Genomic DNA, 23,792 nt, shown 5'->3' on the forward strand with positions numbered 1-23,792 from the left:
ACTAAATTAAAAAACTATTATAAATCATCAAGAATTATGTGGCGGGGTAGCTCAGTCGGTTAGAGCGCAGGACTCATAAGCCTGAGGTCAGTGGTTCGATTCCACTTCCCGCTACCATTTCATAATTTTATTTAATTTTGCAATATTCATGGAAACTTTTTTTGGAAATAATTTTTTACCAGATTTTTTTTTGACACTTTTATTATTTTTTTTTGCAAATGAATAAATTGATTGAATTTTGCCACCAACATTAATTATTCCTGTTTTATCTAAAATTTTAGGTATAATTTTTACAACTTCTTCATGAAATATAAAGTTTGCCTCAATATCATGAAAAGCATATTTATGTAAAAAGGGCTTTTCACACATTGTAATTCTCAAGATTAAAGAATTTTTGTACATAGTAACCGCACACTCACCACCAAGTTTTGACCATGCGTAATTGTTAACAGGTAAAACAGGATCAACTTCTTTATAATTACCAATTTTTCCCTCATAAACATAGCCAGTTGAAAAATAAATAAGTTTAATTTTTAGTTCAGAGCAGATTTTTACTATATTGGCTGTACCTATTATGTTTAAATCAATACTTTTAGATATTTGTTTGTCATGAATATTCATTGGTCTCGATAAAGCTGCTGCATGAATCAGGTATTTAGGCTTATTTTTTTTTAAATATTTATTTATAGAATTGATATTTAAAATATTTAATTCTTTTTTACTTGGATAAAGGATATCTAATTTTTTATTATCTCTCTTTAAAACTTGGGCAAATCTTCCCTCACCACCCGTGATAACTATCTTTTTTTGCATTAAATTAAATTTTTAAGATATTTTGAATAATTACAGTTACCATAAAACTTAATTGATTTATCAATTTCTTTTTTCCCTATCCATTTATTGTTTAATGCAATTTCTTCTATACAAGCAATTTTAAATCCTTGTCTATTTTCAATTGCCTGCACAAAAGCAATTGTTTTATAATAATCATCAATTGAACCTGTATCTAACCAGGCACCACCTCTTCCAATAAAATCAGCTGATAACTTATTATTTTTTTTGTATCTTAACAAAAGATCAATAATTTCTACTTCACCTCTTTTAGATGGCCTTAGTTTTTTTGAATACTGTACAACTTTATTATCAAAAAAATATAACCCTGTTATAGCGTTATTAGATATAAATTTTTTTGGCTTTTCTTTTAATTGTATAATTTTGTTATTTTTATCTACTTTTGCAACACCAAATAACTCGGGTGTTTGAACACTATGCAATAAAACTTTAGCACCATTTTTAATTTTTGCGCAGTCTAGTAATTTTGAAGTTAGGTTCTGACCATAGAAAAAATTATCACCTAAAATCATTGCCACGTTATCTTTACCAATAAATTTTTCACCTAATACAAAGGCATCAGGCAATCCTCTTGGCTTATCTTGTTCTATATAGCTAATCTTAATTCCTAAATTGTCTCCATTAGGTATTAATTTTTTATATTGATTTAGTTGACCTTTGTTTACAATAATTAATATATCTTTAATTTTTGCAAGCATTAGTATTGAGAGTGGATAAAAGATAAGAGGTTTGTCGTAAATTGGTAAAAGTTGTTTATTAACAGCTTTTGTAAGAGGACTCATTCTTGTTCCCATTCCTCCAGCTAAAATTATCCCTTTTTTAATCATTTTGTACCCAATCTTTTAATGATATCTTTTTTAGATATAGATTTGTAGTAGTTATTATTGTGAAGATACCATAAAAATGTTTTTTCCAAACCTTTCTCAAAACTAACTTTTGTCTTCCATCTCAAGGTTCTTAATATTTTTTTACTATCAAGTGCATATCTTATGTCGTGACCAGGTCGATCCTTAACAAATTTAATCATAACATTTGAACCAATTAAGTGATCTTTTTTAGCAATTTTAATTAAAGCTTTACAAATCTCAAGATTGTTCAAATTTTTATTTGAACCTATATTATAAAATTCACCAATTTTACCTTTTTGAAAAACTTTTATTAAAGCTTCACAATGATCTTGAACGTATATCCATTCTCTTGAATTTTTTCCATTTCCATAAATGGGCAAACTTTTATTATTTAAAATATTATAAATTAATTTTGGTATAAGTTTTTCAGGGTGTTGTTTTGGGCCATAGTTATTTGAACAATTTGTGACTATAGCAGGAATACCATAGGTTCTAACATATGAACTTACAAGATGATCGGAGGCTGCTTTAGTAGCGGCATACGGCGAACTAGGCTTATAAGGAAAGTTTTCATGAGATCGCCCCTTTAATATATCTCCATAAACTTCATCAGTTGAAATATGAATTAATTTACTTTTTTTATTTAATTTCGAATATTCTCTAAATATTTCAAGTAGATTAAAAACACCAATAATATTGCTATCAATAAAACTTTTAGGACCATCTATTGATCTGTCAACATGAGTTTCTGCTGCTAAATTAAAAATACCAATTGGCCTATGTTTAAAAATAATTTTATTAAGTTTATTTTTGTTATTAAGATCACATTTTATAAATTTGTAATTCTTATTTTTTTGGTACTCTTTTGTATTATAAAAATTTGATGAGTAGCTGACCTTATCTAGATTTATAACTTTATATTTTTTAAGGAGTAATAGCTCAATTAGATTACTACCTATAAACCCAAGTCCACCAGTTACTAAAATATTCTGCATGATTTTATTTATAATAAACGTTATAGTAAGTATATAATAATTTACTTCAACAATGACTTTAAGTTTAAATAACCTAACATTTATTATCGTTACATTTAAAAGTGATCATGTCATTCATGAATGCATCAAGTCTTTACCAAAAGATTCTAATATAATTATTATTGAAAATTCAAATAGCCTAGAATTTAAAAAAAAACTTGAAGCAAAATATTCGAAAATTAATGTTATTGTTCAAGAAAATACAGGTATGGGGTCTGCAAATAACAAGGGAATTAAATTATGTAAAACAGATTATGCTTTTGTGATTAATCCTGATGTAAAATTTTATAAAAATACTATTGATGAATTAATCACTTTGTCATCAAAGCATAATGATTATTCAATTTTAGCACCATTATCTGATGATATTCAATATCCGAATTATAAGATTAAAAATAAGAAATTACAAAATAATGACTTAGAGTTTTTAAGTGTCGACTCTGTAGACGGATATGCAATGCTGATAAATAAAAATAAATTTCAAGATAATTTTTTTTTTGATGAGAATTTTTTTCTTTATTTAGAAAATGATGATTTGTGCTTAAGAACGAAAAAAAAAATAATAAAATATATATATCAAAAAAAGCAAAAATTAATCACCTCGGAGGAAAATCTCATTCTCCTATGCATGAAAGAGAAGTTGAATTTTCACGAAACTGGCATTGGATGTGGTCAAAATTTTATTTTAATAAAAAACATTTTGGTTATTTAAGAGCCATTTTAATAAGCGTCCCAACATTGACCACTTCTATGATTAAATTTTTTTATTATTTAGTAACTTTCAATAAATTTAAAAAAAAGATTTATATGATGAGATTCTTGGGACTTAGCAACTCCATACTTGGTAAAAAATCATGGTATAGACCACAAGTTTAATACTAGTGACCAGGAAAATCCATCAGGTTTTCTATTTTGTAACCTTTTTTTACTAATTTATCGGAACCCCCTAAGTCAAAAAGATTTATTGCAAAAATAAAAGCTGCAACTTTACCTCCTGATATTTCTACTAATTTAGCTGCCGCTTCAGCAGTGCCACCTGTTGCAATTAAATCATCTATAATTAAAACTGAGTCATTTTTATCAATTGAATCTTTATGAACTTCAATAGTTGCCGTGCCATACTCTAATTCAAAATCTATTGAATATGTATCAGCAGGCAATTTATTTTTTTTTCGAAGCATTATAAATGGTTTTTTTAAAATGTAAGAAACCGCAGATGCAAAAACAAAACCTCTAGACTCAATTGCTGCAATTTTATCAATTTTATATTTTTTAGATCTTTCAACTATTTGATTAATACATTCTTCAAATGCATTTGAGTCCTTAATTAGAGTTGTAATATCCCTAAATAAAATTCCTTTTTTTGGATAATCTGGAATAGACCTAATATAATCTTTTAAATTCATGATATTAATATATTTATATCTTTAGTAAAAAAAATCTATGGACAAATTATTCCTAGCAGCAATTAAAGAAGAAACTATTGGGTTGGACTATTTTAATCACGTTGGTGTTGGAAAAGTTAATGCAACCTACAACACATTAAAGTTAATTAATATTCACAAACCAAAACTAATTATTAATTATGGTACAGTTGGTGCAATTAATACAGATTTAAAAGGAATAGTTGAGTGTACTAAATTCTATCAAAGAGATATGGATGTTAGAGGGTTAGACTTTGAATTGGGAGAGACGCCTTTTGATAAAATTAAAGAAATTATTACATCAAAAGATGGTTATTCTTGTGGAACGGGAGACAGCTTTGTTAATAAAAAGATTGATATGGAAGTTGATGTAGTCGATATGGAGGCATACGCTATTGCAAAAGTTTGTAGGTTGGAAAATATTGAGTTTAAATGTTTTAAATATATATCGGATAATGCGGATGAAAATGCTGATAATGATTGGAACAAAAATCTAGCAAAAGGGGCTAGTGCATTTGCTAATTTAATTAATGCTCAGTTTTAATTTAATTAAGTAAAATATCAAAAAATTGATTAATTGTTGAAAATTATCAATACACCTATATAAAACCGAGCAACTTAATATTAATAAAAAATTATAAGAGGGAATAATTTTTATGACTAAAGTAGGTGAGCACATAACTTTAGACATCATAGGTACTACTCAAGAGTATGACCCTTCAGTTTACGAGAACGTAATTCGTAAAATTGCAAAAGCTGCAGAAGTTACAATTCTTGAAATTTCAAAGTATAAATTTGAGCCTCAAGGTTTCACTATACTTGCTTTATTAGCTGAAAGTCATATCAGTTTTCACACGTTTCCAGAAAAAGGAATTATTAGTTTTGATTTTTTCACATGTGGGAAGGTAAGTCCTTCTATTGCGCTCGATATTGTTAAAAAAGAATTTAAACATAAAAGAATTGTCACAAAAGCTTTTGATAGAGATACTAAGTCTTTATATCATGACATTTACAGTTCACCTGGATTACAAAAGTCATATGTTGTAAATGAAGTTTTAGAAGATTTTAAATCTAAAGTAGGTCAACATATTGAAATATTAGATTTAGAACAATTTGGTAAATCATTATTCATTGATAACGAAATTCAAGTCGCAACAAATGATGAGGTTTTATATAGCTCAACATTTGTAAACGCTGCTTTAAAATTAAATAAAGATATGGGAACAGCAGCTATTATTGGCGGTGGAGATGGAGGAGTTGCAAGAGAGTGTACCTCTAAAGGTTTTGATTTTATAGACTGGTATGAACTTGATCCAGAAGTAGTTGAAGTTTGCAATAAACATCTTGGAAGCATTGGTAATAAATCAACTGAAAAAAATTCAGTTAAATGTATTTGGGGAGATGCTTTTGAAAGTATAAAATCTGTTGAAGACGATAAGTACGATAAAATTTTTGTAGATCTTAACGATGATCAGTTTTGTATTGATCTTGCTGCCAAAAATATGGATTCGCTCATTAGAATATTAAAACCTAATGGAGTAATTACTGCTCAAGTAGGCAGCCAAGATAAAAAACCAGATCAAGTAGAGAAATGGTTAGATGTTTTCAATAAGAATTTTGGAAATACAACTTTGGATAGGGTTTATATCCCAAGTTTTGACTGTTCTTGGAACTTTTCATCATCAATTAATCACTAAAAATTTCTTTTTAAATTAGCAAATTTGTGAAATAAATATCCCTAAGGGGGATTTCTTCCCCTAAAATTTATGGAGGAAAAAATGAATATATTTAAAAAAACAATTTTAACTGTTCTTGCTTCTTTATTATTAATCGGAAATGTTTACGCTGATAAAATAAAGATTGGAACGGAAGGTGCTTACCCACCATGGAACTCTAAGGATGCTTCAGGAAAATTAATTGGATTTGAAGTTGAGTTAGCTTATTCACTTTGCAGATACATTGGAAGACAATGTGAAGTTGTTGAGCAAGATTGGGATGGAATGATACCAGCTCTTCAAATGAGAAAATTTGATGCAATTATGGCTGGAATGTCAATTACTGATGAAAGAAAAAAAGTAATTACTTTCTCTCAAGGTTATGCTGACGAAGTTGCTTCACTTGCTGTTATGAAAGGTTCAGATTTAGAGGGAATGGAAACTCCTGAAGGAGTGAATCTAACATTGGGCGGTTCAAGTGTTAATAAAGCACTTAAAACTATAACTGGAGCTTTATCTGGTAAAACTGTTTGTACTCAAACAGGAACTATTCACCAAAACTTTTTAGAGTCTGGTGATGTAGGTAAAGTAAATGTTAGAACTTACAAAACTCAAGATGAAGTTAATCTAGACTTAGAAGCAGGAAGATGTGATGTTGCCTTAGCGGCAGCAGTAGCATTTACTGATTATGCTGAAAAATCTGGAAAACCAGTAGTACTAGTTGGACCAACTTTTTCAGGTGGTGCATTTGGAAATGGTGTTGGAGTTGGTTTAAGACAAGCTTCTCAATTAGGTGGAACACTAGGAGAGAGAGACGCTGAGCTTTTAAAAGCTTTTAACAAAGCCATTGATCAAGCAAGAAAAGATGGAGTTATTTCTAGACTTGCAATCAAGTATTTTGGCTTTGACGCTTCTATGTAAATAATATTTTGAAAAGGCGACTATTTAATTAGTCGCCCTTTCGATATGGATCTTTTATCATTCGGAAAAACGGGCTGGGGAGACGAGTTGTTTTATGCAACTCTAATGACAATTGCAGTAGCAGTCACTGCAATGTTAATTGGTTTTTTATTTTCATTAATCTTTACGCCGTTAAAATTATCTAATAATAAATTTTTAAATTTTATTGGCAATACTTACACAACAGTTATCAGAGGGGTTCCAGAATTATTAGTAATCTATCTTTTCTTTTTTGGGGGAAGTGGCGCGATTATGTATGTTGCTTCAATTTTTGGATACTTTGAATATATAGAAATTAATGCATTTGTTACAGGTTCAGTTGCAATCGGCATTATATCTGGGGCCTATTCAACAGAAGTGTTTAGAGGAGCGATACAATCAATAGATAAAGGCCAATTTGAAGCTTCAAAAGTTTTAGGGGTTAGTAAATTTGTACAATTTTATAAAATAATTTTACCTCAAATGTTAAGGCTTGCTATTCCGAACTTAAGTAATGTTTGGCAAATCACTTTAAAAGATACGTCACTAATATCAGTTACTGGTTTAGTTGAGATTATGAGACAATCTTATATTGCAGCAGGATCTACTAGAGATCCTTTATTCTTTTATTGTTTTGCTGCAGTTTTATATTTGATGCTTACTTTTTTAAGTATGAAACTAATTAACAGACTTGAAGTCAAATACAGCAGGGGCTTTTAATGGATTTTGATTTAATGATCACAAGTTTACCAAAGTTACTTAGTGCTGCAGTTATAACTTTAAAATTGTTATCAGCATCATTAATCATTGGTTTATTTATTGGATTTTTATTTGCAGTTTTAAGATTAAATAAAAACCCATTTATTAATAAATTTGCTTATGGATATTCTTATTTATTTAGAGGAACTCCATTACTAGTTCAAATATTTATAATTTATTATGGTCTTGGACAAATCGAATGGCTAAGATCTACTTTTCTTTGGGTCATCTTAAAAGAACCCTATTGGTGTGCAATTATTGCATTTGCCTTAAATACAGGGGCTTATACTTCAGAAATTTTAAGATCAGCTTTTCAAACTATAAAACCTGGAATAATTGAAGCGGGTAAAAGTTTAGGGATATCAAGTAAAATTATTTTGTATAAAATTCAAATTCCTGTAGCGATCAGACAATCTTTACCAGCTTATGGTAATGAGATTATATTAATGATGAAGGGCACATCTCTTGCAAGTACGGTAACGTTGATGGATATTACAGGTGTTGCAAAACATATTGTATCAACAACTTATAAACCTTTAGAAGTATTTCTTTTAGCAGGTGGAATTTATTTATTTATGACTTTTATTTTTCACAACTTGATAAAATATCTAGAAAAAAAATATAGTTTTCAATAAGAAGTGTATTCTTTAATCTCTTTAATCTTAGAGCCTGTGTGATTATTCATCTCTAATTTTATTTTAGCACGATCATCATTTAAAAAATGAACATCTCTTGATAGTTTTATAAATTTTTCAGTAAAATCAGAATTTTTTTCACACAATCGTTTGTCATCTTCTATAACCCATAATTTTGCATTAATATCTTTCAGTGACTTAAAAAGTGTATTAAGCTTTTCATCAGATTTAACATTGTTATCTAATTGATTTTTTAAAATACCGTGTTCATCATTAATAAATTTTAATTTTTCAGGATCTTTAATTTTTTCTTGTTTAATCTCTAAAATAGAAATTTTATCTAAAAGTTCACCAACTGATACTTCAACTAGAATTTTATTCATAAAAATTTATACTATGTTAAGTTGTTAGAAATATGTCTAATATTTTAGTTATCAAACATGGTTCTTTAGGAGATATAGCCCAAGCTTGTGGGGCAATTCAAGATATTTCTGAAAACCACCCTGAAGATCAAATACATATATTAACAACAAAACCTTATTTTGAATTATTTAGGAAAAACCCATTTGTACACAATGTTATTTTAGACAAACGTAAATCAAGATTTAATTTAATTTATCTATATATGTTAATGAGAAACTTGAAAAAGAAGAATTTTAGAAAAGTTTATGATTTACAAAACTCATCTAGAACAAAATTTTATAAAAATATTTTATTTCCAAAAGCAAATTTTAATACTTGGTCTAGCTCAGAAACAACTTTACCAAGTAATATTTCAAAAGATGAATTTGATAAAAACCCAGTTTTAAATAGATTTGATCATCAACTTAAAACCTCTGAAATTAAAACAGAACATACCATGAAACCAAATTTTAGTTGGGCTGTGACTAACATCGATAATATTAAACAAGAATTTAAGTTAGACAAATACATTGTCTTATTTCCATTTTGTTCAGCGCATCTAACTCATAAAAAGTGGCCCCATTACAATGAGCTAATTGAGTTGATTAAAAATAAATATAAAGACCAAATTAAAGTTATTGTGGCACCTGGACCTTCTGAAATTAATGATGCAAAAAACATTAATGCCATTTCAATTTTAGACAAAGGTAAAGCTTTAGATATTTCTCAACTTGCAAGCTTGATTAAAGAAAGTTCATTTGTTGTTGCAAATGATACAGGACCTGCTCATATGACTGCTCATCTTGGAGTAAAAGGTTTGACTTTATTTGGTAAACATACCACAGCTTTTAAAGTTAGTATTGAGCGAGAAAACTTTAAAGCAATACAGGTTGATGATTTAAATAAATTAAATGCAGGTAAAGTTTTAGAAAAAATATTAATTTAATTTCTTACCAATAATTTTCAATATTACAGGAACAGTGAAGAGTATCATTAGTAATCTAATAATATGGTGAAATGCCACAAAGTTAGGGTCTAAATCAAAAGCTATTGCTATTACAGCTACCTCATAAATTCCTCCAGGAGAAAAAGATAAAAGTAGAGTCAAGAAATTGGTATCAATAAAATATGTTGCAACAATTGCAGCTAATAATCCAAGAGCTACAAGCATTACAGTTGCAACTAAACTATGAAATGAATTACCTGCAACTTCTTTTAATGATTTATCTGCAAAACGACAACCCACAGAGGCACCTAAAATAAGCAAACAAAAATTTATACTTTCATCTGGTAGTTTGTAAGAGGCAACTTCAGTTATTTGTAAAATTCCACTTGCAACTAATGTCCCAGATAATAATGCAGCAGGCACACCAATTTTATCAAATAAGAAAATTAATAATATCGAACCTATTAAGAGAATTAAAAGATGAAAATGGTTTTGATCAAGATAATTAAATTTTTCAATTGTTAGTGCTTCATTTGTTGAATAATTAACAACAAAAAAGGGAATGACAGTTATTATTATAATTAATCTAATTAAATGTGATGTAGCAACTTGCGATAAGTCAGATTTTTCATGTTCAGCCAGTATCATTAACGGACCTAATGCACCCGGTGCTGCTGAAAAAATAGAAGTTTTGACATTATAGCCTGAAAATTTTTGTAAATATTTTGAAACAATTAAAATACTTATTAGAATATAGACAAACATTATTATTGAAGTCCACACCCATTCAGTCATTTGATTGATTAAATTTTGATCGATATAATTTCCAATATGAAGACCAAGAACTATTAAAATTGAACTTAAAGCTATTTTTGGCATTCTAATTTTTAATCCACTTAATGCTACAATTGAAACTGCAAGCATAGGGCCAAGCATCCACGCTAATGGAATATTAAAATAATCAGCTACAATTGCACTTGGGATTGAAATTAAAATGACTAATAAAAATTTTTTAGAAAATAATTCTTTAATGTTAGAGGAATTAAATTGAATAGAAGAATTTTTCATTAACAAATATTCTTTTATCACTTACCTTTAAAAAGATAACAGAAAAGAAATTCCCTTAATTAGTGATAGGTATTTTTTTTATTATTGAAATAACAAAGCTAATAGTTGCAAATTTATCAAATAAATAAAATCAACTTTAAGTTGTATGTTGTTCAAAAACTTGCATTCATAACTATAGTATAATTAACTGCAACTATTAAAAACAAACAATAAAGGAATATAATGAAAAACATTAAAAAATTAGTTTCAGTATTATTCTCAGCAATTCTATTATTCTCTGCAACAGCAACAAATTCAATCGCAATGGATAAAATCCATTTCGTGATTGGTGGTGGTGCTGGTGGTGGATGGGATGGAACTGCTAGAGGTACTGGAGAAGCTTTAACAAAATCAGGAATGTTAAAAAGTGCATCATTTGAAAATATGTCAGGTGGTGGTGGTGGAAAAGCTTTAGCTTACATGATTAACACTCAACCTAAAAATACGGTTTTAGTACAATCTACACCGCTAGTTTTAAGATCTATTACTAGACACGAAGGTTATGTTACAGGATCTGGAGTTTTATCTTATAAAGATGTTACCCCAATCGCTGGTGTAATTGGTGACTACGGTGCGATTGCAGTTGCAAAAAACTCACCTTACAAAAACTTTAAAGATGTAGTTGATGCATACAAAAAGAATCCAAGCTCTATCAAAATGGCTGGTGGATCAGTAAGAGGAAGTATGGACCATTTAATTGGTGCTTTAGCTTTCCAAGCTGCTGGTGCTAATCCAAATGATGTTGCTTACATTCCTTATGATGCTGGTGGAAAAGCGTTAGCTGGACTTTTATCTGGAGAAACTCAAATTATTTCTACAGGTTTAGGTGAACTTATGGGTGCAAGAGACCAAGTTAGAATTATTGGTATCACTGCTCCTTCAAGAGTAGCTGATGCACCGGATGCACCAACTCTAAAAGAGCAAGGTTATGATGTTCAGTTCGTAAACTGGAGAGGATTTTTTGGACCTCCTAATATGAGCAATAAAGATAAAAAAGCTTTATCTAAAATGTTAGGTAAAGTTATGAAAACTCCTGAATGGGAAGCTGTTAGAAAAAGAAATGCTTGGGTTAATATTTATAACTCAGATAAGGATTTTGTTAAATTCTTAGAAAAGCAAACTGTAGAAATGACAGCTCTTATGAAGAAATTGGGAGTTATATAATCCTTTAGGATTATTTAAAAATTAGAGCAGTGAATATAAATACTACTAAAATTATATCACTGCTCTTTTTTATTTTCTCAGCATTCTATTTATATATCGCATATCAAATTCAAGTTTTTTCATTTGATGAAAATGCACCTTTTAATGCAAGAACATTTCCAATTTATTTAGGTTATGCAGGTTTATTTTTTTCTGGTTTAAAAATTATTTTACCAGAGCGTAATACAATTAAAGTCGATCATAATAATTTAGAGTATAAAAAAACAGCTATACTTGTGATCATAGCAATTATTTATGGAGCAACTATATTAAAAGTAGGTTATTTTTTAACAACCTCTTTATTTCTAGCGTCTTCTTATTATGCGTTAGGTGAGAGAAGGTGGAAGTTAATATTTTTACTCTCTTTCCCTTTTGTGGGTGCTTTTATGTACCTTTTACATGGAGTACTTGAAATTTATTTAAGAGATCCATTTTTAAAACTAATTGGAGTTATGGGATGATCGAAGGAATTTTAATCGGTTTAAAAACAGCTCTTACATTTCAAAACATATTTATGGTCATGATTGGTTGTTTTTTTGGAACCATCATTGGAATGCTACCTGGCCTTGGACCAATGACGGCAATTGCATTAATGATACCTATTACTTATGGTTTTGATCCAGCTACTGGATTAATTTTAATGGCAGGTGTTTATTATGGTGCAGTGTTTGGTGGATCAACTTCATCAATTTTATTAAATGCTCCAGGTGTTCCTGGAACTGTTGCAACATCATTTGATGGATATCCAATGGCTCAACAAGGTAAAGCTGGAAAAGCTTTAGCTATTGCTGCTTGGAGTTCTTTTGCAGGTGGAACACTTGCTTCAATTTATTTGTTATTTCTTGCACCAAGCTTATCTAAAGTAAGCTTATCCTTTAGATCACCAGATTATTTTGCTTTAATGATTTTAGGTTTAACAGCGATTGCAGCCTTTTCATCAAAGGGACAATTTTTAAAAGCAATGATGATGGTTGTTTTAGGCTTAATGTTAGCATCAGTTGGTCAAGATTCTTTATCTGATATTACAAGATTTACTTTTAATAACATGAATTTATCTGATGGGATAAGTTTCGTTTTAGTTGTAATGGCAACTTTTGCTATGAGTGAAGCCTTAACAATTATTTTAAAACGAAATGATCCGTCTGTTGTTGCTAAACAAGTTTCATTAACTGAACTAGGTTCAATCAAGATTAACAAAGAAGAGAGAGGTAAAATGTTAAAAACTATTCCTCGAAATTCAGTTATTGGTTTTTTAATTGGAGTTTTACCAGGAGCTGGTGCAACTATTGCATCATTTCTAGCCTATGGAATGGAAAGAAATTTTGTTAGCGATGAAGAAAAAGAAAAATTTGGTAAAGGTAGTGTTCATGGTTTAACTGCACCAGAAACTGCAAATAATGCAGCATGTTCTGGAGCTTTTGTTCCTTTATTAACTTTAGGAATACCTGGGAGTGGAACTACAGCAGTTATGCTTGGAGCTTTATTAGGATTTGGAATTCAACCAGGGCCTAGACTTTATATAACCAATCCTGAAATTTTTTGGTCTGTTATTATGTCGATGTATATTGGAATGGTAGTGTTACTTATTCTAAACTTGCCTTTAATACCTTACATAGCAAGAATACTTGCAGTTCCTAAAAATTATTTAATTCCGCTTATTTTATTTTTTTCAATTACAGGAATTTACGTAATGTCATTTAATAATTTTGATATTTATTTAATGATTGGAATTGCAGTTGTTGCAACTTTTATGCGCTTATATGATTTTCCAATGCCACCACTCATATTAGCCTTTGTCCTCGGTGGATTAATGGAAGAAAATTTAAGAAGATCTTTATTAATAAGTGATGGTTCTTGGACTTTTTTATGGGACAGACCTCTTACTGCTGCAATAATAGGGATAACAATTCTAATTGTTGGCTGGCAAATTTATAAAACAATTAAGAGTAAAAAGATTTAGTTTAGAATTTTTTTATATTCTTCAATAATAGTACTCCACTTAAATTTAGCAGAATTTTCTTTGGCAGCTTTTCCATACTCTTGGAATTTATTATTTTCTAACATTAAATTAATTGCTGAATAGACTTCATCTAATTCATTACCATCACAAATTAAACCTGTTTTCTCATGTTCTATTGCATCTGCTGCACCTCCATCTTTTCCACCAAGAGAGGGCAATCCATATTGAGCAGCTTCAACATAAGCTATCCCAAATCCTTCAACAGATTTTTTATGAACAATAGATGGCATTACAAAAATATTAGATTTAGCAACTAGCGCATTTTTTAATTCGTTAGAAATATCTTTAAAAAACATAACTTGTGGCTGAAGGCCCAATTCTGCTACTAATTTTTTAATATTTTCCTCCTCGTCTCCATAGCCCACACAAATGTAAATAATACTAGGGTAGATTTGTTTTAAATTTCGAAGCGCCATGATTACTTTTTCATGGTTTTTTCTTTTATCAAATCTAGAGACAGTAATTAATCTGGGAGATTTATGTTTTAATAAATTCTCTACTTTATCTAAAGTTTTTTTATCTAATTCTTCAACAGGATCAACACCAGGATTAATAACTACAATTTTATCTTGGTGAACACCTAATGAAATAGCTAAATTTTTAGTGTACTCAGAATTTGCAACAATGGTTTCAACACTATCTAAAACCTCCAATACTCTTTTATTAAGAGAGGTGCCTTTTTCATGATTAATTTCTTTACCATGAATTAAGCATATCTTTTTTTTATTAGTTTTAAGATGTTCTAAACTTTTCCAATGATCAGCAATTATACCATCAATTTTATTTTCTTTAATAAATTCATTAATCAATTGAGCTTTTCTATATTTTCTAAGAAGTTTTATGCCACCAACACGCTCTATTGAAAAAGAAACTTGCTCATCAAATAATTTATAATTTTCATGATAATCAGCAAATACTTTTATCATGTAGTGTTTTGAAAGTTCATTTGCTAAACCCCACATTAAATTCTGCATACCTCCAACTTCTGGAGGGAACGTTTTTGTAACTATTAAGTACATTAATTATCTAACCATTTGATACTGCAGCCAACACTTGGAATTTGCGTTTCAGGACCTTTGCCCGTCTCTGCAATTTGTTTCATTGCACTATATAAATCACTATCACCAGTTCTTACTGGTTTTAAATTATCCAATTCTCTTATACGACCTCTGTATTGTAATTCTAAATTATTATTGTATCCAAAAAAATCAGGAGTGCATACTGCATCATAACTTTTTGCAACATTTTGAGTTTCGTCAAATAAATATGGAAAATTAAATTGATGTTTTCTTGCAAATTCAATCATATTTTCAAAACTATCTTCAGGATAATTTATTGGATCGTTTGCTGAAATAGCCACAGCTTTTACCCCATGTTTTTCTAAATTTTTGCAATCTTCAACAATGTCTTTAATAACTGCTTTTACATAAGGGCAGTGGTTACAAATAAACATAACCAAAGTTCCATTTGTCCCTTTAACATCATTTAATTTAATAATTTCGTTATTAGTGGACTTTAATTCAAAGCTTTTAGCAGCTTGTCCGAAATCACATATTGGAGTTTTTAACGGCATGTTATAATAATATATAAGTTATGTTTTATGATTTGGAAGATAAAAAAGTTAAAAATTTAGGTGATAATTGGTCTGCATCTAATGCATCCATCATTGGTGATGTCACGCTAGAAAAAAATACCAGCATTTGGTTTAATGTTACTTTAAGAGGAGATGTTGAAAATATTCATATCGGTGAAGGCTCCAATATACAAGATGGCAGTGTATTGCATACCGATCCAGGTTACCCTTTAAAAATTGGAAAAGATGTAACTATTGGTCATTTGGTTATGCTGCATGGCTGCACCATTGAAGACAATTCTTTAATTGGAATTGGTGCTGTAATTTTAAATGGTGCAAAAATTGGAAAAAATTGCATCATAGGAGCTAATGCATTGATCACAGAAAACAAAGTCATTCCTGACAATTCTTTAGTGGTTGGATCCCCTGGTAAAATTATAAGACAAGTCTCAGGTGAAGAAGCAAAATTAATCACTGAAAATGCTATTCACTATCAGGATAACTGGAAAAAATATTCTAAATCAGTATTTTAAAACCCAAAATAGGTTTTTGTTTATTAGACATTTGAGTTTTAAATAGTTAATAAACTTATATTGGGTTTTTTTATAGTTTATGAAAAAAATATTTTTAATTTTAATTGCAATTTTATTTTCATCATCTGCTTTTGCGGATCATGATAAATACAAATGCACAAAAAACAAATCTATTTTATACGGTGCTGATAAAGTTTTAAAAGATGGGGAGATAATCGCATTGCCTTCTTATACTACAATGGGTTTGTATAATGTTTTAAATGAAAATTATTTGTTGAATCCAGTAACTGTAACAGGATATTTAGCTTTTCCAAAAGGTACTAATAAAGCTCCTGTAGTGATTATGACTCATGGAAGTGGAGGTGCTGGATCATTATTCACTAATTCTTATTATGTCAAAGCGCGTAAAAATCTTCTGGAGGCTGGGATTGGAGTAATGTTGATTGATAGCTTTTGTAATAGAGGCACAAAAGATACATGGAGAGATCAATCTAAGGCGACGATGGTTAGTCAAGCAATAGATACTATGATGGCTTATCAATTTATAAAATCTCATCCAAGATCAAATGGAAAAATTGGAACTAATGGTCACTCAAGAGGTGGTACTAATTCTTTACTTGTTGCAGATGTAAAATTTACATCAAAATTTTTAGAAGGATCAAATGGATTTGATGCAATACTTCCAGAGGCTGCAGAGTGCAGAATGGCTGGATTGTTTAAAAATGCTGAACTTACAAAGAATACAAAAATGCTTTATGTCCACGGTGCAGATGACGATTTAACTTTAGCAAAGCCATGTGCAGAATATGTTAAAAATATTCTAGCTAAAGAAGGACAAATTGAAATTGATATTAAATCAGGCTGGGGTCATGATTGGCATTCACCATACAAACCTCAAAAAGTTAAGGCAATGGTTATGCCTACATGTCCCGCACATTACGTTGATGATAATGGTGTTGTTATGGGCAAACTTGCTGACCTAGGTTTAAATAAGTATAAACTTTTTAATAGTTGGGAGGAGTACGGTGAAGCTGCTGCCACAGAACCTAAAAAAACTTTTAAAAAAGTGTTTAAAATTTTAAAAGGTGAAAAATGTTTAAAAAGAGGAGCTCATGTTGGAGGAAATCATGGTGATGAATATATGCCTCAATTTATAAATTTCTTTAAGAAAAATCTTTTATAAGTCGTGGTTAAAGGGATAGACAATAAATTGATATATTTTATTGTTTCTCATCATATTAACCATTTTCTAAATGTAAAAAAGATGGTGAAACATGATTATGAAAGTCACATGATCTTGTTAACAGTATATACACATTTTCTATATCAAACTATCACTCTAGGAAAGTCACTTAGTTGGACTGAAGTTTTTGATAAGACAGAGACCGAAGATCATAAGAGATTAATGAAAGGTAAAAAATTGACGATCTTTGCAGTTGCTGAAAATCTATACATACCTCAAGAAACGGTAAGGAGGAAATTAGAAAAATTAATCAAAAAAAAATTATTAGATTATTCTAAATCAGAAGGGCTAAGTTTAGGTAAAAAATTTAAGGAAACGATTGAACCCTTAGGAAAAATAGACACTGATGATTGTTTAAAACTTTATAAAAAATTTGCTAAGCAATTTAATTAAGACTTAACAAAAAAGTATCACTCAAAAAAAATAAAGTAATTTCAATAAAAAAAACCTATTTTGGGTTAAAAAATAATTGTTTTTTAAGTTATTTAAAATTAATCAATGATAATGAAGTTTTTAATAATAATATTATCATTATTTATCACAACTGTAGCTAATGCAGACATTAAGGGAAGTGTTTTATCTAAAGCTTCTGAAAAAATTTCAGAATACACAATCGGTCTAATCCCAGGCGAAGGAACTACAGAGTTTGATATTCAGTTTTCTGATAAAGATGATAATGAACCTAGAATAAATCTTTTAATCTTAAGAGATTTGAATAAGACAACTAATTCTAATTTTTTTACCCAAATGAGTTTACATACTCAAGATGTCGGAGTATCTGATTTGCGTTACATAGGTAATTTTGGACTTGGTTATCGTATGTTAAGTGATGATAATTCTTTTATGTTTGGAGCAAACTTATTTTATGACAGGGATCTTCAAGAAGATCATTCAAGAGCAAGTTTAGGTTTAGAAGCAAAAGCAGGAATTTTAGATTTTCACTTTAACCATTATGAAGCAGCATCCTTACAAAAAATAGTTGATGGTACAAAAGAACAATCTCTCGGGGGTATGGATTATACTTTAGCAACAGAAGTGCCCTATATGCCATGGATGAAATTTAATTTTACAGGATATAAACATGAAGCTGATTTAGCTTCAGAAGACACTAAAGGAAAAAAATATATTTCAGAAATGAATTTAACTTCCTCATTAGTATTTGAAGTAGAATATGATGAGAGTGGAAATAATGCTGATGATTTTACTTCAGCTAGAATTACTTTTGTTTACCCTCCAAGAAATTCAAACCCTTCATTGGTTGATGGGTTTTTAAGCACTGATGCATTTCGTACAAAAGATATGAGCACTACTTTATTTCAGAAAGTTAAAAGAAATAATAATATAGCAATTGAAACTCAGGGAGCAGTAATTATTACTGTACAGTAATTTATGAATAGAATATTTTCAGCATTAATCATATTTTTATCTTTAGTGAATTATAACAAAGCCTATTCAGCTGCCGTTACACCAAGTAGCTATATCAATACAGTTCATTCTGTTATGTTATGTGAAACAGGAAGTTCACAAACTACATGTTTAAATCCTGTGATTCTTGGAAGTGAGGGAACAACTGGGAAATCTTTTGATCTCAGTTCAACAACTGCAGGACAATCGGCAGGAGGAATTGGTAGTCTTAGCAGTGTTCCTTTTGGAAAAACTTTTACATGGTTTCAGGTTATCCTTAATAGAAATTTTACAGTAACAGCTGCAGGAAGTGATGATACAGCAGCTTGTGTTACTGGAGGATCAGATGCCTCAGCAGCAAGTGGAGCAACTCCTGCTGATGGAACAAGAGATGCAACGGCTTCGAATGCAGTAGCACAAATCATAAGAATTCCAGATAATACAACTTTAGCCAATCATATGAATGGTACAGATGCGATTGATGGAACTGTCACTGCTAACGAAGAGCCAGCAGGTGATCCAGTTGATGGAGATACACCCTATATCAAATTTAGAGTTGAATTAGGTACTCCATTTACTTTAAAGCCTGGAAAGATGCCAAACGTTCAGGTTGCATTTGACTTAGCGAATGCAGTACAATTTGATGATGCGGCTGCTTGTTTAGTTTGGCCTAACGCTCCAGCTGTTTCAATAACTTTCGTTGAGTAAAATAAAAATTTTTTAATTTTTTGGAGACTTGTAATATTTTACTTTAAAAGATCTTGTAATTCATTTTCTTTTTCAAGAGCTCTAACATCATCTACATTTGGTATTGAGAAGTGTACTTTTTATTAAGGAATTAACCAGGTATCTTTATTATTCTCTAAATCAAATCTAGCACGACGGTGGCCTTTAGCTGCTAAATAAAGCCACTCCATGCTTTTAATTTTACATTGAATAACAGTAAAGTTTTTATATCCCACCTCACTTTGCTCCATTGTAAATTCAAAATTATCCAGTTCAGGCTTTAGTCCTGAAGTAGGGGTTTTGGATAATGTTCCTGGTCCGTTATCTACTAAATAACACTTTCTACTCATGTGTCCTGTATTTAACCAAGACTGTTTTGTAATGTCATTTTCATGATTAATGGTGCATTCCACTTTAAGTCTAACTTGGATCTTCTCTTCCTTGTCATAAAATAACATTGCTGCGTTTTTATTTGATTTTAATTTAGCAATTTTATCTGATCTAATATCACTATGGTATTGGACAAGATTATTTGTTTCATCTGATTTTCTAAGAACTACAATTCTTCCATCAAAGTCATCTTGACCACCACAAATAAATACAGGAATTCTAAAAGGAGACCCTCTATCCTTGACAGCATTGTCCAACATTGACCAGATCTTATTTTTAATCTCTTCAAAATCTTCGTAGTATGTTGGTTGCATTATGGCTTATTTGCTAAGTCTTCTAATCAAACTAGAAGTATCCCAACGTTTTCCACCCATCTCTTGAACTTCAGCATAATACTTATCAACGATTTCAGTTACAGGAAGTAATGAACCATTATTTTTAGCTTCATCCATTGCAATTTTTAAATCTTTTCTCATCCAATCAACTGCAAAACCAAATTCAAACTGATCATCAATCATTGTTTTGTATCTGTTTTCCATTTGCCAAGATTGAGCAGCACCTTTAGATATAACCTCAATTACATCTTCCATATTTAATCCAGCTTTTTTGCCAAAGTTAATTGCTTCTGATAAACCTTGAACTAAACCCGCAATACAGATTTGGTTAACCATTTTGGCTAATTGGCCATTACCAGCGCCACCTAATAATTTCATTTTTTTGCTATAACAATCAATGATGTCTTTAGCTTTATCAAAATCAGATTGATCTCCACCGATCATCACTGTCAGTGCACCATTTTCAGCACCAGCTTGACCCCCTGACACTGGCGCATCTAATGCACCAAAACCATTTTTTTTAGCAAACTCATTAATTTCTCTAGCAATTGTTGCAGAGGCTGTTGTGTTATCAATGTAAACTGAGCCTTTTTTAATTGTTTTAAAGATACCGTTGTCACCGAAAGTTACTTCTCTTAAATCATTATCATTACCAACACAGGTAAATATAAAATCTGCACCTTCTGCAGCTTTTGCAGGAGTATCTGTTTTTGATCCTTTATTTTCAGCAACCCATTTATCAGCTTTTGCAGCAGTTCTATTATAAACAGTTACATTGTGACCTGCTTTTGATATATATCCTGCCATTGGATAACCCATGACACCTAAACCTATAAATGCAACATTGCTCATAATTTCTATTTCCTATGTTTAAAAGTTTGAATTTTAAAGTAATTTTATTTGGATTTATATTTACATTTTTTTCAAGCTTTGGACAGAGTTTTTTTCTAGGACTGTTTAATTCAAGCATAAGAGACGCGCTTTCTATCACGCATGGTCAGTTTGGATCTATTTACGCGTCCGCTACTTTATTAAGTAGTTTTATACTTGTTTGGGTTGGTAAAAAAATAGATGACTTTAATATTTTAAAATTTGCATCTTATGTTATTGCGTTACTAGCGATCTCTTGTTTTTTATTTTCTAAAATTTCATCAGTCGCTTTCTTATTTTTATCAATTTTCTTAATGAGGTTATCAGGTCAAGGACTAATGTCTCACACTGCAACCACAACAATATCAAGATTTTTTGAAAAGACTAGGGGACGTGCATTAAGCACAACTTGGCTTGGTTTATCGTTAGCTGAATTTATTTTACCTTTATTAATTATTTTTTTATTAACTTTTATTGATTGGAGAAATATTTGGATAGCCATATCAATTTCAGTTATTATCATTTTACCTATTGTCATTGTTACATTAGTTAAAAACGTTAAATTAGACTCAAGAGAAACATCTAGTGCTACAAATATTAAAACTAAAGATATAAAACAATGGACGAGAGGTGAAGTTTTAAAAGATTATCGCTTTTATATTATATGTTTAAGTATGTTAGCGATGCCTTGGATTGCAACGGGTACATTTGTTTATCAATCTTTTATAGTGTCATCTAAAGGTTGGGGACCATATGTTATTCCCCAATCCTTTATGGTGTATTCAATTTTATCAGTGATTACTTTATTTTTAACAGGCTTTTTAATTGATAAGTTTAGTAGTCGAAAATTAATAATTTATATGAACATTCCTTTATTAGTTGCAACGTTTGTGCTTTATTATTTTAACTCACCAATTTCATCATTTGTATTTTTAGGTTTAATTGGAATTTCAAATGGTTTAGCAAATGTTCTAGGTTCTGCTACTTGGGCTGAGATTTATGGAGTAAGATATATTGGTTCCATTAAAGCATTAACCACAGCGTTAATGGTATTTTCAACTGCATTTGGTACAGCACTCTTTGGAATTTTGATTGATAATAGCCTTTCTATTGAGCAAATTGCTCTTGTTTCAGGATCTTATATTTTAATAGCAATATTGTTGTTATTCCTTGTAAAGAACAAGCTTAATCCTGATTATTTATAGAATTATCCTTGATTTTTTTTTAACTACTGTATAGATACTGCGCATGGCTAGAGTAACAGTAGAAGATTGCATAGATAAAGTAGAAAGTCCTTACGAATTAGTTTTAGTTGCTAAAGAAAGAGCTGTTCAATTAAATTCAGGTTTAGAACCAACTTTAGATAGAGATAATGACAAAAACACAGTTATATCTTTAAGAGAAATTGCAGCAGAAACTATTAAAGTTTCAGACTTAACAGATAGCGCTGTACACAAACTTAGAAAGCACGTTGAGCAAGTTGACGATGGTACTGATGATGATGAAATTATTGGTGATGATTTTGAAAGTATGTACAAAGGTGAAATTTCTAAAAGTGGAACTCCTATTTTACCATCTAAAAGAGCTAGAAAAATTCCTGAAAAAATTCAAGTATCCTCTGATGATTTAGAAGAATTAACTGCAAAAGCAGAACCAGAAGTTGACGTTGATGCAGAGTTAGAAGTGGGAGATGAAGAGACAGCAGTTTCTTTAGATCAAATAGCTGAAGCTGAAACAGAAGCTGAAACAACTGAAGAAAACTCTGACGATTCAGAGACTACAAATAGCTAAAAAAATAATATAAAAGTTTAGTATGAACAGGAAAGTATCCGTTGCACCTATGATGGATTGCACTGATCGTCATGAACGTTTTTTTTTAAGACTGATTAGTAAAAACACATTGCTCTATAGTGAGATGGTTGTCTCTGAAGCTATTCATCGAGGGGATAAAAAAAAACTATTAGAATTTAATATAAATGAAAAACCAATAGCCCTTCAAATTGGTGGATCGTCTCCAACTTTACTTGCAGAGGCTACCAAAGCAGGTGAGGACTTTGGTTATGATGAGATAAATTTAAACCTTGGTTGCCCTTCAAAAAAAGTTGAGAAAAATAAATTTGGGGCATGCTTGATGAAAGAACCAAATTTAGTTGCAGACTGCTTAAGTAAAATGCAATCGGTTACAAAGTTGCCGGTTACGATTAAAACAAGAATTGGTTACGATGACACCGAAGATTATGAAAATTTACATCATTTTATTTCAACTTTAAAAAGCACTGGTGTTAAAACTTTCATCATTCATGCAAGAAAAGCTATTCTTGGAAAATTTACTCCTAAACAAAATCTAAACATCCCTCCTTTAAAGTATGATTTTGTCTACAGATTAAAAAAAGATTTCCCTAATGAAGAAATTATTATCAACGGTGGAATTACCACAACTGATCAAATGAAAGATCACTTAGATAAAGTTGATGGAGTTATGATTGGACGTGCTGCTTACCATACTCCTTATTTATTAGCTGATATTGAAAGAGATATATTTAATAATGAAAATGTACCAAGTCGACAAGATGTAATTGAACAATTACTACCGTATGTCAGAGAAGAAATAAAAAAAGGAACACGTTTAAATCAAATTATGAGACATACACTTGGATTATTTCATGGTCAAACAGGATCTAGCTTTTGGAAAAGGTATTTAAGCGAAAATATGTGTGTTAGAGATGCCGATGTTAAAAAGATTGATCACATCATGGATAAGATTAAATATAACAATGTCGACACGTCGGTAAGTCAATCTGCTTAGTTCTCTTTTATCTAACGAGTACATATAC

28 protein-coding genes and 1 tRNA gene are annotated in these 23,792 nt (G+C 30.2%); 19 read left to right on the forward strand and 10 right to left on the reverse strand.

Annotation, left to right across the window (positions count from 1 at the left end):
- Positions 1-40: 40 nt before the first annotated feature.
- Positions 41-117, forward strand: a tRNA-Met gene (locus AC5SMR_RS01935).
- On the opposite strand, the gene AC5SMR_RS01940 is transcribed toward AC5SMR_RS01935, so the two are convergent.
- From AC5SMR_RS01940 to rfbB, 3 genes are read right to left on the reverse strand one after another with little or no spacing between them, the layout of a single operon-like run.
- Positions 112-813 carry a sugar nucleotide-binding protein gene (locus tag AC5SMR_RS01940; protein ID WP_494577166.1) on the reverse strand — a complete coding sequence of 234 codons (702 nt, stop codon included), beginning with the start codon at positions 811-813 and terminating at the stop codon, positions 112-114. The two genes, AC5SMR_RS01935 and AC5SMR_RS01940, sit on opposite strands and share 6 nt — an antisense overlap.
- Positions 813-1,679, reverse strand: a complete 867-nt coding sequence (locus AC5SMR_RS01945) for a sugar nucleotidyltransferase (protein ID WP_494577167.1) — start codon at positions 1,677-1,679, stop codon at positions 813-815. The genes AC5SMR_RS01940 and AC5SMR_RS01945 overlap by 1 nt, the downstream gene beginning before the upstream one ends.
- On the reverse strand, positions 1,676-2,695 hold the full coding sequence (gene rfbB / locus AC5SMR_RS01950; RefSeq protein WP_494577168.1) for a dTDP-glucose 4,6-dehydratase: 1,020 nt from the start codon (positions 2,693-2,695) through the stop codon (positions 1,676-1,678). Before rfbB ends, AC5SMR_RS01945 begins: the two co-directional genes overlap by 4 nt.
- A 52-nt stretch (positions 2,696-2,747) precedes the next feature.
- Here rfbB and AC5SMR_RS01955 point away from each other — a divergent pair, with 52 nt between their 5' ends.
- Positions 2,748-3,446 (forward strand): glycosyltransferase, encoded by a 699-nt coding sequence (locus AC5SMR_RS01955; RefSeq protein WP_494577169.1) that lies wholly within the window; start codon positions 2,748-2,750, stop codon positions 3,444-3,446.
- A 166-nt stretch (positions 3,447-3,612) separates the two neighbouring features.
- Here AC5SMR_RS01955 and AC5SMR_RS01960 read toward each other — a convergent pair whose 3' ends face one another.
- Entirely contained in the window at positions 3,613-4,140 is a 528-nt protein-coding gene (locus AC5SMR_RS01960; RefSeq protein ID WP_494577170.1) for an adenine phosphoribosyltransferase, read from the reverse strand.
- A gap of 37 nt (positions 4,141-4,177) precedes the next feature.
- Between AC5SMR_RS01960 and AC5SMR_RS01965 the strand changes: the two genes are divergently transcribed.
- From AC5SMR_RS01965 to AC5SMR_RS01985, 5 genes are all read left to right on the forward strand, one after another.
- Positions 4,178-4,702: a 5'-methylthioadenosine/S-adenosylhomocysteine nucleosidase gene (locus tag AC5SMR_RS01965; protein ID WP_494577171.1), complete on the forward strand. Its 525-nt coding sequence runs from the start codon at positions 4,178-4,180 to the stop codon at positions 4,700-4,702.
- A gap of 112 nt (positions 4,703-4,814) precedes the next feature.
- Complete coding sequence (speD, locus tag AC5SMR_RS01970; RefSeq protein ID WP_494577172.1) at positions 4,815-5,855, forward strand: adenosylmethionine decarboxylase; 1,041 nt, start codon at positions 4,815-4,817, stop codon at positions 5,853-5,855.
- Between the two features lie 81 nt (positions 5,856-5,936).
- A complete protein-coding gene (locus tag AC5SMR_RS01975; protein ID WP_271486635.1) occupies positions 5,937-6,794 on the forward strand; it encodes a transporter substrate-binding domain-containing protein in 858 nt (285 codons plus the stop codon).
- 45 nt (positions 6,795-6,839) lie between these two features.
- Positions 6,840-7,532 (forward strand): ABC transporter permease, encoded by a 693-nt coding sequence (locus AC5SMR_RS01980; RefSeq protein WP_494577173.1) that lies wholly within the window; start codon positions 6,840-6,842, stop codon positions 7,530-7,532.
- Positions 7,532-8,206, forward strand: a complete 675-nt coding sequence (locus tag AC5SMR_RS01985; RefSeq protein ID WP_006996682.1) for an ABC transporter permease — start codon at positions 7,532-7,534, stop codon at positions 8,204-8,206. The genes AC5SMR_RS01980 and AC5SMR_RS01985 overlap by 1 nt, the downstream gene beginning before the upstream one ends.
- On the opposite strand, the gene AC5SMR_RS01990 is transcribed toward AC5SMR_RS01985, so the two are convergent.
- Positions 8,200-8,589 carry a DUF6165 family protein gene (locus AC5SMR_RS01990; protein WP_494577174.1) on the reverse strand — a complete coding sequence of 130 codons (390 nt, stop codon included), beginning with the start codon at positions 8,587-8,589 and terminating at the stop codon, positions 8,200-8,202. The genes AC5SMR_RS01985 and AC5SMR_RS01990 overlap by 7 nt on opposite strands.
- A gap of 32 nt (positions 8,590-8,621) precedes the next feature.
- Between AC5SMR_RS01990 and AC5SMR_RS01995 the strand changes: the two genes are divergently transcribed.
- Entirely contained in the window at positions 8,622-9,554 is a 933-nt protein-coding gene (locus tag AC5SMR_RS01995; RefSeq protein WP_494577175.1) for a glycosyltransferase family 9 protein, read from the forward strand.
- Here AC5SMR_RS01995 and AC5SMR_RS02000 read toward each other — a convergent pair.
- Positions 9,546-10,622: an AbrB family transcriptional regulator gene (locus AC5SMR_RS02000; protein ID WP_494577176.1), complete on the reverse strand. Its 1,077-nt coding sequence runs from the start codon at positions 10,620-10,622 to the stop codon at positions 9,546-9,548. The two genes, AC5SMR_RS01995 and AC5SMR_RS02000, sit on opposite strands and share 9 nt — an antisense overlap.
- Positions 10,623-10,844: 222 nt before the next feature.
- Here AC5SMR_RS02000 and AC5SMR_RS02005 point away from each other — a divergent pair, with 222 nt between their 5' ends.
- From AC5SMR_RS02005 to AC5SMR_RS02015, 3 genes are read left to right on the forward strand one after another with little or no spacing between them, the layout of a single operon-like run.
- Positions 10,845-11,825 (forward strand): tripartite tricarboxylate transporter substrate binding protein, encoded by a 981-nt coding sequence (locus tag AC5SMR_RS02005; RefSeq protein ID WP_494577177.1) that lies wholly within the window; start codon positions 10,845-10,847, stop codon positions 11,823-11,825.
- A 29-nt stretch (positions 11,826-11,854) separates the two neighbouring features.
- The gene (locus tag AC5SMR_RS02010) at positions 11,855-12,325 is read left to right on the forward strand and encodes a tripartite tricarboxylate transporter TctB family protein (RefSeq protein ID WP_415289891.1); all 471 of its coding nucleotides are present in this window, start codon (positions 11,855-11,857) and stop codon (positions 12,323-12,325) included.
- Positions 12,322-13,824 (forward strand): tripartite tricarboxylate transporter permease, encoded by a 1,503-nt coding sequence (locus AC5SMR_RS02015; protein WP_494577178.1) that lies wholly within the window; start codon positions 12,322-12,324, stop codon positions 13,822-13,824. The genes AC5SMR_RS02010 and AC5SMR_RS02015 overlap by 4 nt, the downstream gene beginning before the upstream one ends.
- On the opposite strand, the gene AC5SMR_RS02020 is transcribed toward AC5SMR_RS02015, so the two are convergent.
- Complete coding sequence (locus AC5SMR_RS02020; protein ID WP_494577179.1) at positions 13,821-14,903, reverse strand: glycosyltransferase family 4 protein; 1,083 nt, start codon at positions 14,901-14,903, stop codon at positions 13,821-13,823. The genes AC5SMR_RS02015 and AC5SMR_RS02020 overlap by 4 nt on opposite strands.
- Positions 14,903-15,457 carry a thioredoxin family protein gene (locus tag AC5SMR_RS02025; protein ID WP_271486661.1) on the reverse strand — a complete coding sequence of 185 codons (555 nt, stop codon included), beginning with the start codon at positions 15,455-15,457 and terminating at the stop codon, positions 14,903-14,905. The genes AC5SMR_RS02020 and AC5SMR_RS02025 overlap by 1 nt, the downstream gene beginning before the upstream one ends.
- Before the next feature lie 20 nt (positions 15,458-15,477).
- On the opposite strand from AC5SMR_RS02025, the gene AC5SMR_RS02030 reads away from it, so the two are divergent.
- From AC5SMR_RS02030 to AC5SMR_RS02050, 5 genes are all read left to right on the forward strand, one after another.
- A complete protein-coding gene (locus tag AC5SMR_RS02030) occupies positions 15,478-15,990 on the forward strand; it encodes a gamma carbonic anhydrase family protein (protein ID WP_494577180.1) in 513 nt (170 codons plus the stop codon).
- A 79-nt stretch (positions 15,991-16,069) separates the two neighbouring features.
- Entirely contained in the window at positions 16,070-17,173 is a 1,104-nt protein-coding gene (locus tag AC5SMR_RS02035; RefSeq protein ID WP_494577181.1) for a dienelactone hydrolase family protein, read from the forward strand.
- 3 nt (positions 17,174-17,176) lie between these two features.
- On the forward strand, positions 17,177-17,626 hold the full coding sequence (locus AC5SMR_RS02040; RefSeq protein WP_494577182.1) for a hypothetical protein: 450 nt from the start codon (positions 17,177-17,179) through the stop codon (positions 17,624-17,626).
- A 105-nt stretch (positions 17,627-17,731) separates the two neighbouring features.
- Positions 17,732-18,619, forward strand: coding sequence for an inverse autotransporter beta domain-containing protein (locus tag AC5SMR_RS02045; RefSeq protein WP_494577183.1), 888 nt, complete (start codon positions 17,732-17,734; stop codon positions 18,617-18,619).
- Between the two features lie 3 nt (positions 18,620-18,622).
- On the forward strand, positions 18,623-19,345 hold the full coding sequence (locus AC5SMR_RS02050; protein WP_494577184.1) for a hypothetical protein: 723 nt from the start codon (positions 18,623-18,625) through the stop codon (positions 19,343-19,345).
- A gap of 122 nt (positions 19,346-19,467) precedes the next feature.
- Here AC5SMR_RS02050 and AC5SMR_RS02055 read toward each other — a convergent pair whose 3' ends face one another.
- Positions 19,468-20,067 (reverse strand): flavin-binding protein, encoded by a 600-nt coding sequence (locus AC5SMR_RS02055; RefSeq protein ID WP_494577185.1) that lies wholly within the window; start codon positions 20,065-20,067, stop codon positions 19,468-19,470.
- Positions 20,068-20,073: 6 nt separating this feature from the next.
- Positions 20,074-20,940 (reverse strand): NAD(P)-dependent oxidoreductase, encoded by an 867-nt coding sequence (locus AC5SMR_RS02060; protein ID WP_494577186.1) that lies wholly within the window; start codon positions 20,938-20,940, stop codon positions 20,074-20,076.
- A gap of 14 nt (positions 20,941-20,954) precedes the next feature.
- Here AC5SMR_RS02060 and AC5SMR_RS02065 point away from each other — a divergent pair, with 14 nt between their 5' ends.
- From AC5SMR_RS02065 to dusA, 3 genes are read left to right on the forward strand one after another with little or no spacing between them, the layout of a single operon-like run.
- Positions 20,955-22,163, forward strand: coding sequence for an MFS transporter (locus AC5SMR_RS02065; RefSeq protein WP_494577187.1), 1,209 nt, complete (start codon positions 20,955-20,957; stop codon positions 22,161-22,163).
- A 43-nt stretch (positions 22,164-22,206) separates the two neighbouring features.
- Positions 22,207-22,749 (forward strand): DNA-directed RNA polymerase subunit omega, encoded by a 543-nt coding sequence (gene rpoZ, locus AC5SMR_RS02070; RefSeq protein WP_494577188.1) that lies wholly within the window; start codon positions 22,207-22,209, stop codon positions 22,747-22,749.
- Positions 22,750-22,771: 22 nt separating this feature from the next.
- Positions 22,772-23,764 carry a tRNA dihydrouridine(20/20a) synthase DusA gene (dusA, locus tag AC5SMR_RS02075; protein ID WP_018414250.1) on the forward strand — a complete coding sequence of 331 codons (993 nt, stop codon included), beginning with the start codon at positions 22,772-22,774 and terminating at the stop codon, positions 23,762-23,764.
- Positions 23,765-23,792 lie beyond the last annotated feature (28 nt).

It is taken from the genome of Candidatus Pelagibacter sp. PS_28 (assembly GCF_059417885.1).

What these genes read in the sequence shown, in the direction of transcription:
- AC5SMR_RS01940 (WP_494577166.1), bottom strand. Translation starts at nt 813, where the DNA reads ATGCAAAAAAAGATAGTTATCACGGGTGGTGAGGGAAGATTTGCCCAA.
- AC5SMR_RS01945 (WP_494577167.1), bottom strand. Translation starts at nt 1,679, where the DNA reads ATGATTAAAAAAGGGATAATTTTAGCTGGAGGAATGGGAACAAGAATG.
- rfbB (WP_494577168.1), bottom strand. Translation starts at nt 2,695, where the DNA reads ATGCAGAATATTTTAGTAACTGGTGGACTTGGGTTTATAGGTAGTAAT.
- AC5SMR_RS01955 (WP_494577169.1), top strand. Translation starts at nt 2,748, where the DNA reads ATGACTTTAAGTTTAAATAACCTAACATTTATTATCGTTACATTTAAA.
- AC5SMR_RS01960 (WP_494577170.1), bottom strand. Translation starts at nt 4,140, where the DNA reads ATGAATTTAAAAGATTATATTAGGTCTATTCCAGATTATCCAAAAAAA.
- AC5SMR_RS01965 (WP_494577171.1), top strand. Translation starts at nt 4,178, where the DNA reads ATGGACAAATTATTCCTAGCAGCAATTAAAGAAGAAACTATTGGGTTG.
- speD (WP_494577172.1), top strand. Translation starts at nt 4,815, where the DNA reads ATGACTAAAGTAGGTGAGCACATAACTTTAGACATCATAGGTACTACT.
- AC5SMR_RS01975 (WP_271486635.1), top strand. Translation starts at nt 5,937, where the DNA reads ATGAATATATTTAAAAAAACAATTTTAACTGTTCTTGCTTCTTTATTA.
- AC5SMR_RS01980 (WP_494577173.1), top strand. Translation starts at nt 6,840, where the DNA reads ATGGATCTTTTATCATTCGGAAAAACGGGCTGGGGAGACGAGTTGTTT.
- AC5SMR_RS01985 (WP_006996682.1), top strand. Translation starts at nt 7,532, where the DNA reads ATGGATTTTGATTTAATGATCACAAGTTTACCAAAGTTACTTAGTGCT.
- AC5SMR_RS01990 (WP_494577174.1), bottom strand. Translation starts at nt 8,589, where the DNA reads ATGAATAAAATTCTAGTTGAAGTATCAGTTGGTGAACTTTTAGATAAA.
- AC5SMR_RS01995 (WP_494577175.1), top strand. Translation starts at nt 8,622, where the DNA reads ATGTCTAATATTTTAGTTATCAAACATGGTTCTTTAGGAGATATAGCC.
- AC5SMR_RS02000 (WP_494577176.1), bottom strand. Translation starts at nt 10,622, where the DNA reads ATGAAAAATTCTTCTATTCAATTTAATTCCTCTAACATTAAAGAATTA.
- AC5SMR_RS02005 (WP_494577177.1), top strand. Translation starts at nt 10,845, where the DNA reads ATGAAAAACATTAAAAAATTAGTTTCAGTATTATTCTCAGCAATTCTA.
- AC5SMR_RS02015 (WP_494577178.1), top strand. Translation starts at nt 12,322, where the DNA reads ATGATCGAAGGAATTTTAATCGGTTTAAAAACAGCTCTTACATTTCAA.
- AC5SMR_RS02020 (WP_494577179.1), bottom strand. Translation starts at nt 14,903, where the DNA reads ATGTACTTAATAGTTACAAAAACGTTCCCTCCAGAAGTTGGAGGTATG.
- AC5SMR_RS02025 (WP_271486661.1), bottom strand. Translation starts at nt 15,457, where the DNA reads ATGCCGTTAAAAACTCCAATATGTGATTTCGGACAAGCTGCTAAAAGC.
- AC5SMR_RS02030 (WP_494577180.1), top strand. Translation starts at nt 15,478, where the DNA reads ATGTTTTATGATTTGGAAGATAAAAAAGTTAAAAATTTAGGTGATAAT.
- AC5SMR_RS02035 (WP_494577181.1), top strand. Translation starts at nt 16,070, where the DNA reads ATGAAAAAAATATTTTTAATTTTAATTGCAATTTTATTTTCATCATCT.
- AC5SMR_RS02045 (WP_494577183.1), top strand. Translation starts at nt 17,732, where the DNA reads ATGATAATGAAGTTTTTAATAATAATATTATCATTATTTATCACAACT.
- AC5SMR_RS02050 (WP_494577184.1), top strand. Translation starts at nt 18,623, where the DNA reads ATGAATAGAATATTTTCAGCATTAATCATATTTTTATCTTTAGTGAAT.
- AC5SMR_RS02055 (WP_494577185.1), bottom strand. Translation starts at nt 20,067, where the DNA reads ATGCAACCAACATACTACGAAGATTTTGAAGAGATTAAAAATAAGATC.
- AC5SMR_RS02060 (WP_494577186.1), bottom strand. Translation starts at nt 20,940, where the DNA reads ATGAGCAATGTTGCATTTATAGGTTTAGGTGTCATGGGTTATCCAATG.
- AC5SMR_RS02065 (WP_494577187.1), top strand. Translation starts at nt 20,955, where the DNA reads ATGTTTAAAAGTTTGAATTTTAAAGTAATTTTATTTGGATTTATATTT.
- rpoZ (WP_494577188.1), top strand. Translation starts at nt 22,207, where the DNA reads ATGGCTAGAGTAACAGTAGAAGATTGCATAGATAAAGTAGAAAGTCCT.
- dusA (WP_018414250.1), top strand. Translation starts at nt 22,772, where the DNA reads ATGAACAGGAAAGTATCCGTTGCACCTATGATGGATTGCACTGATCGT.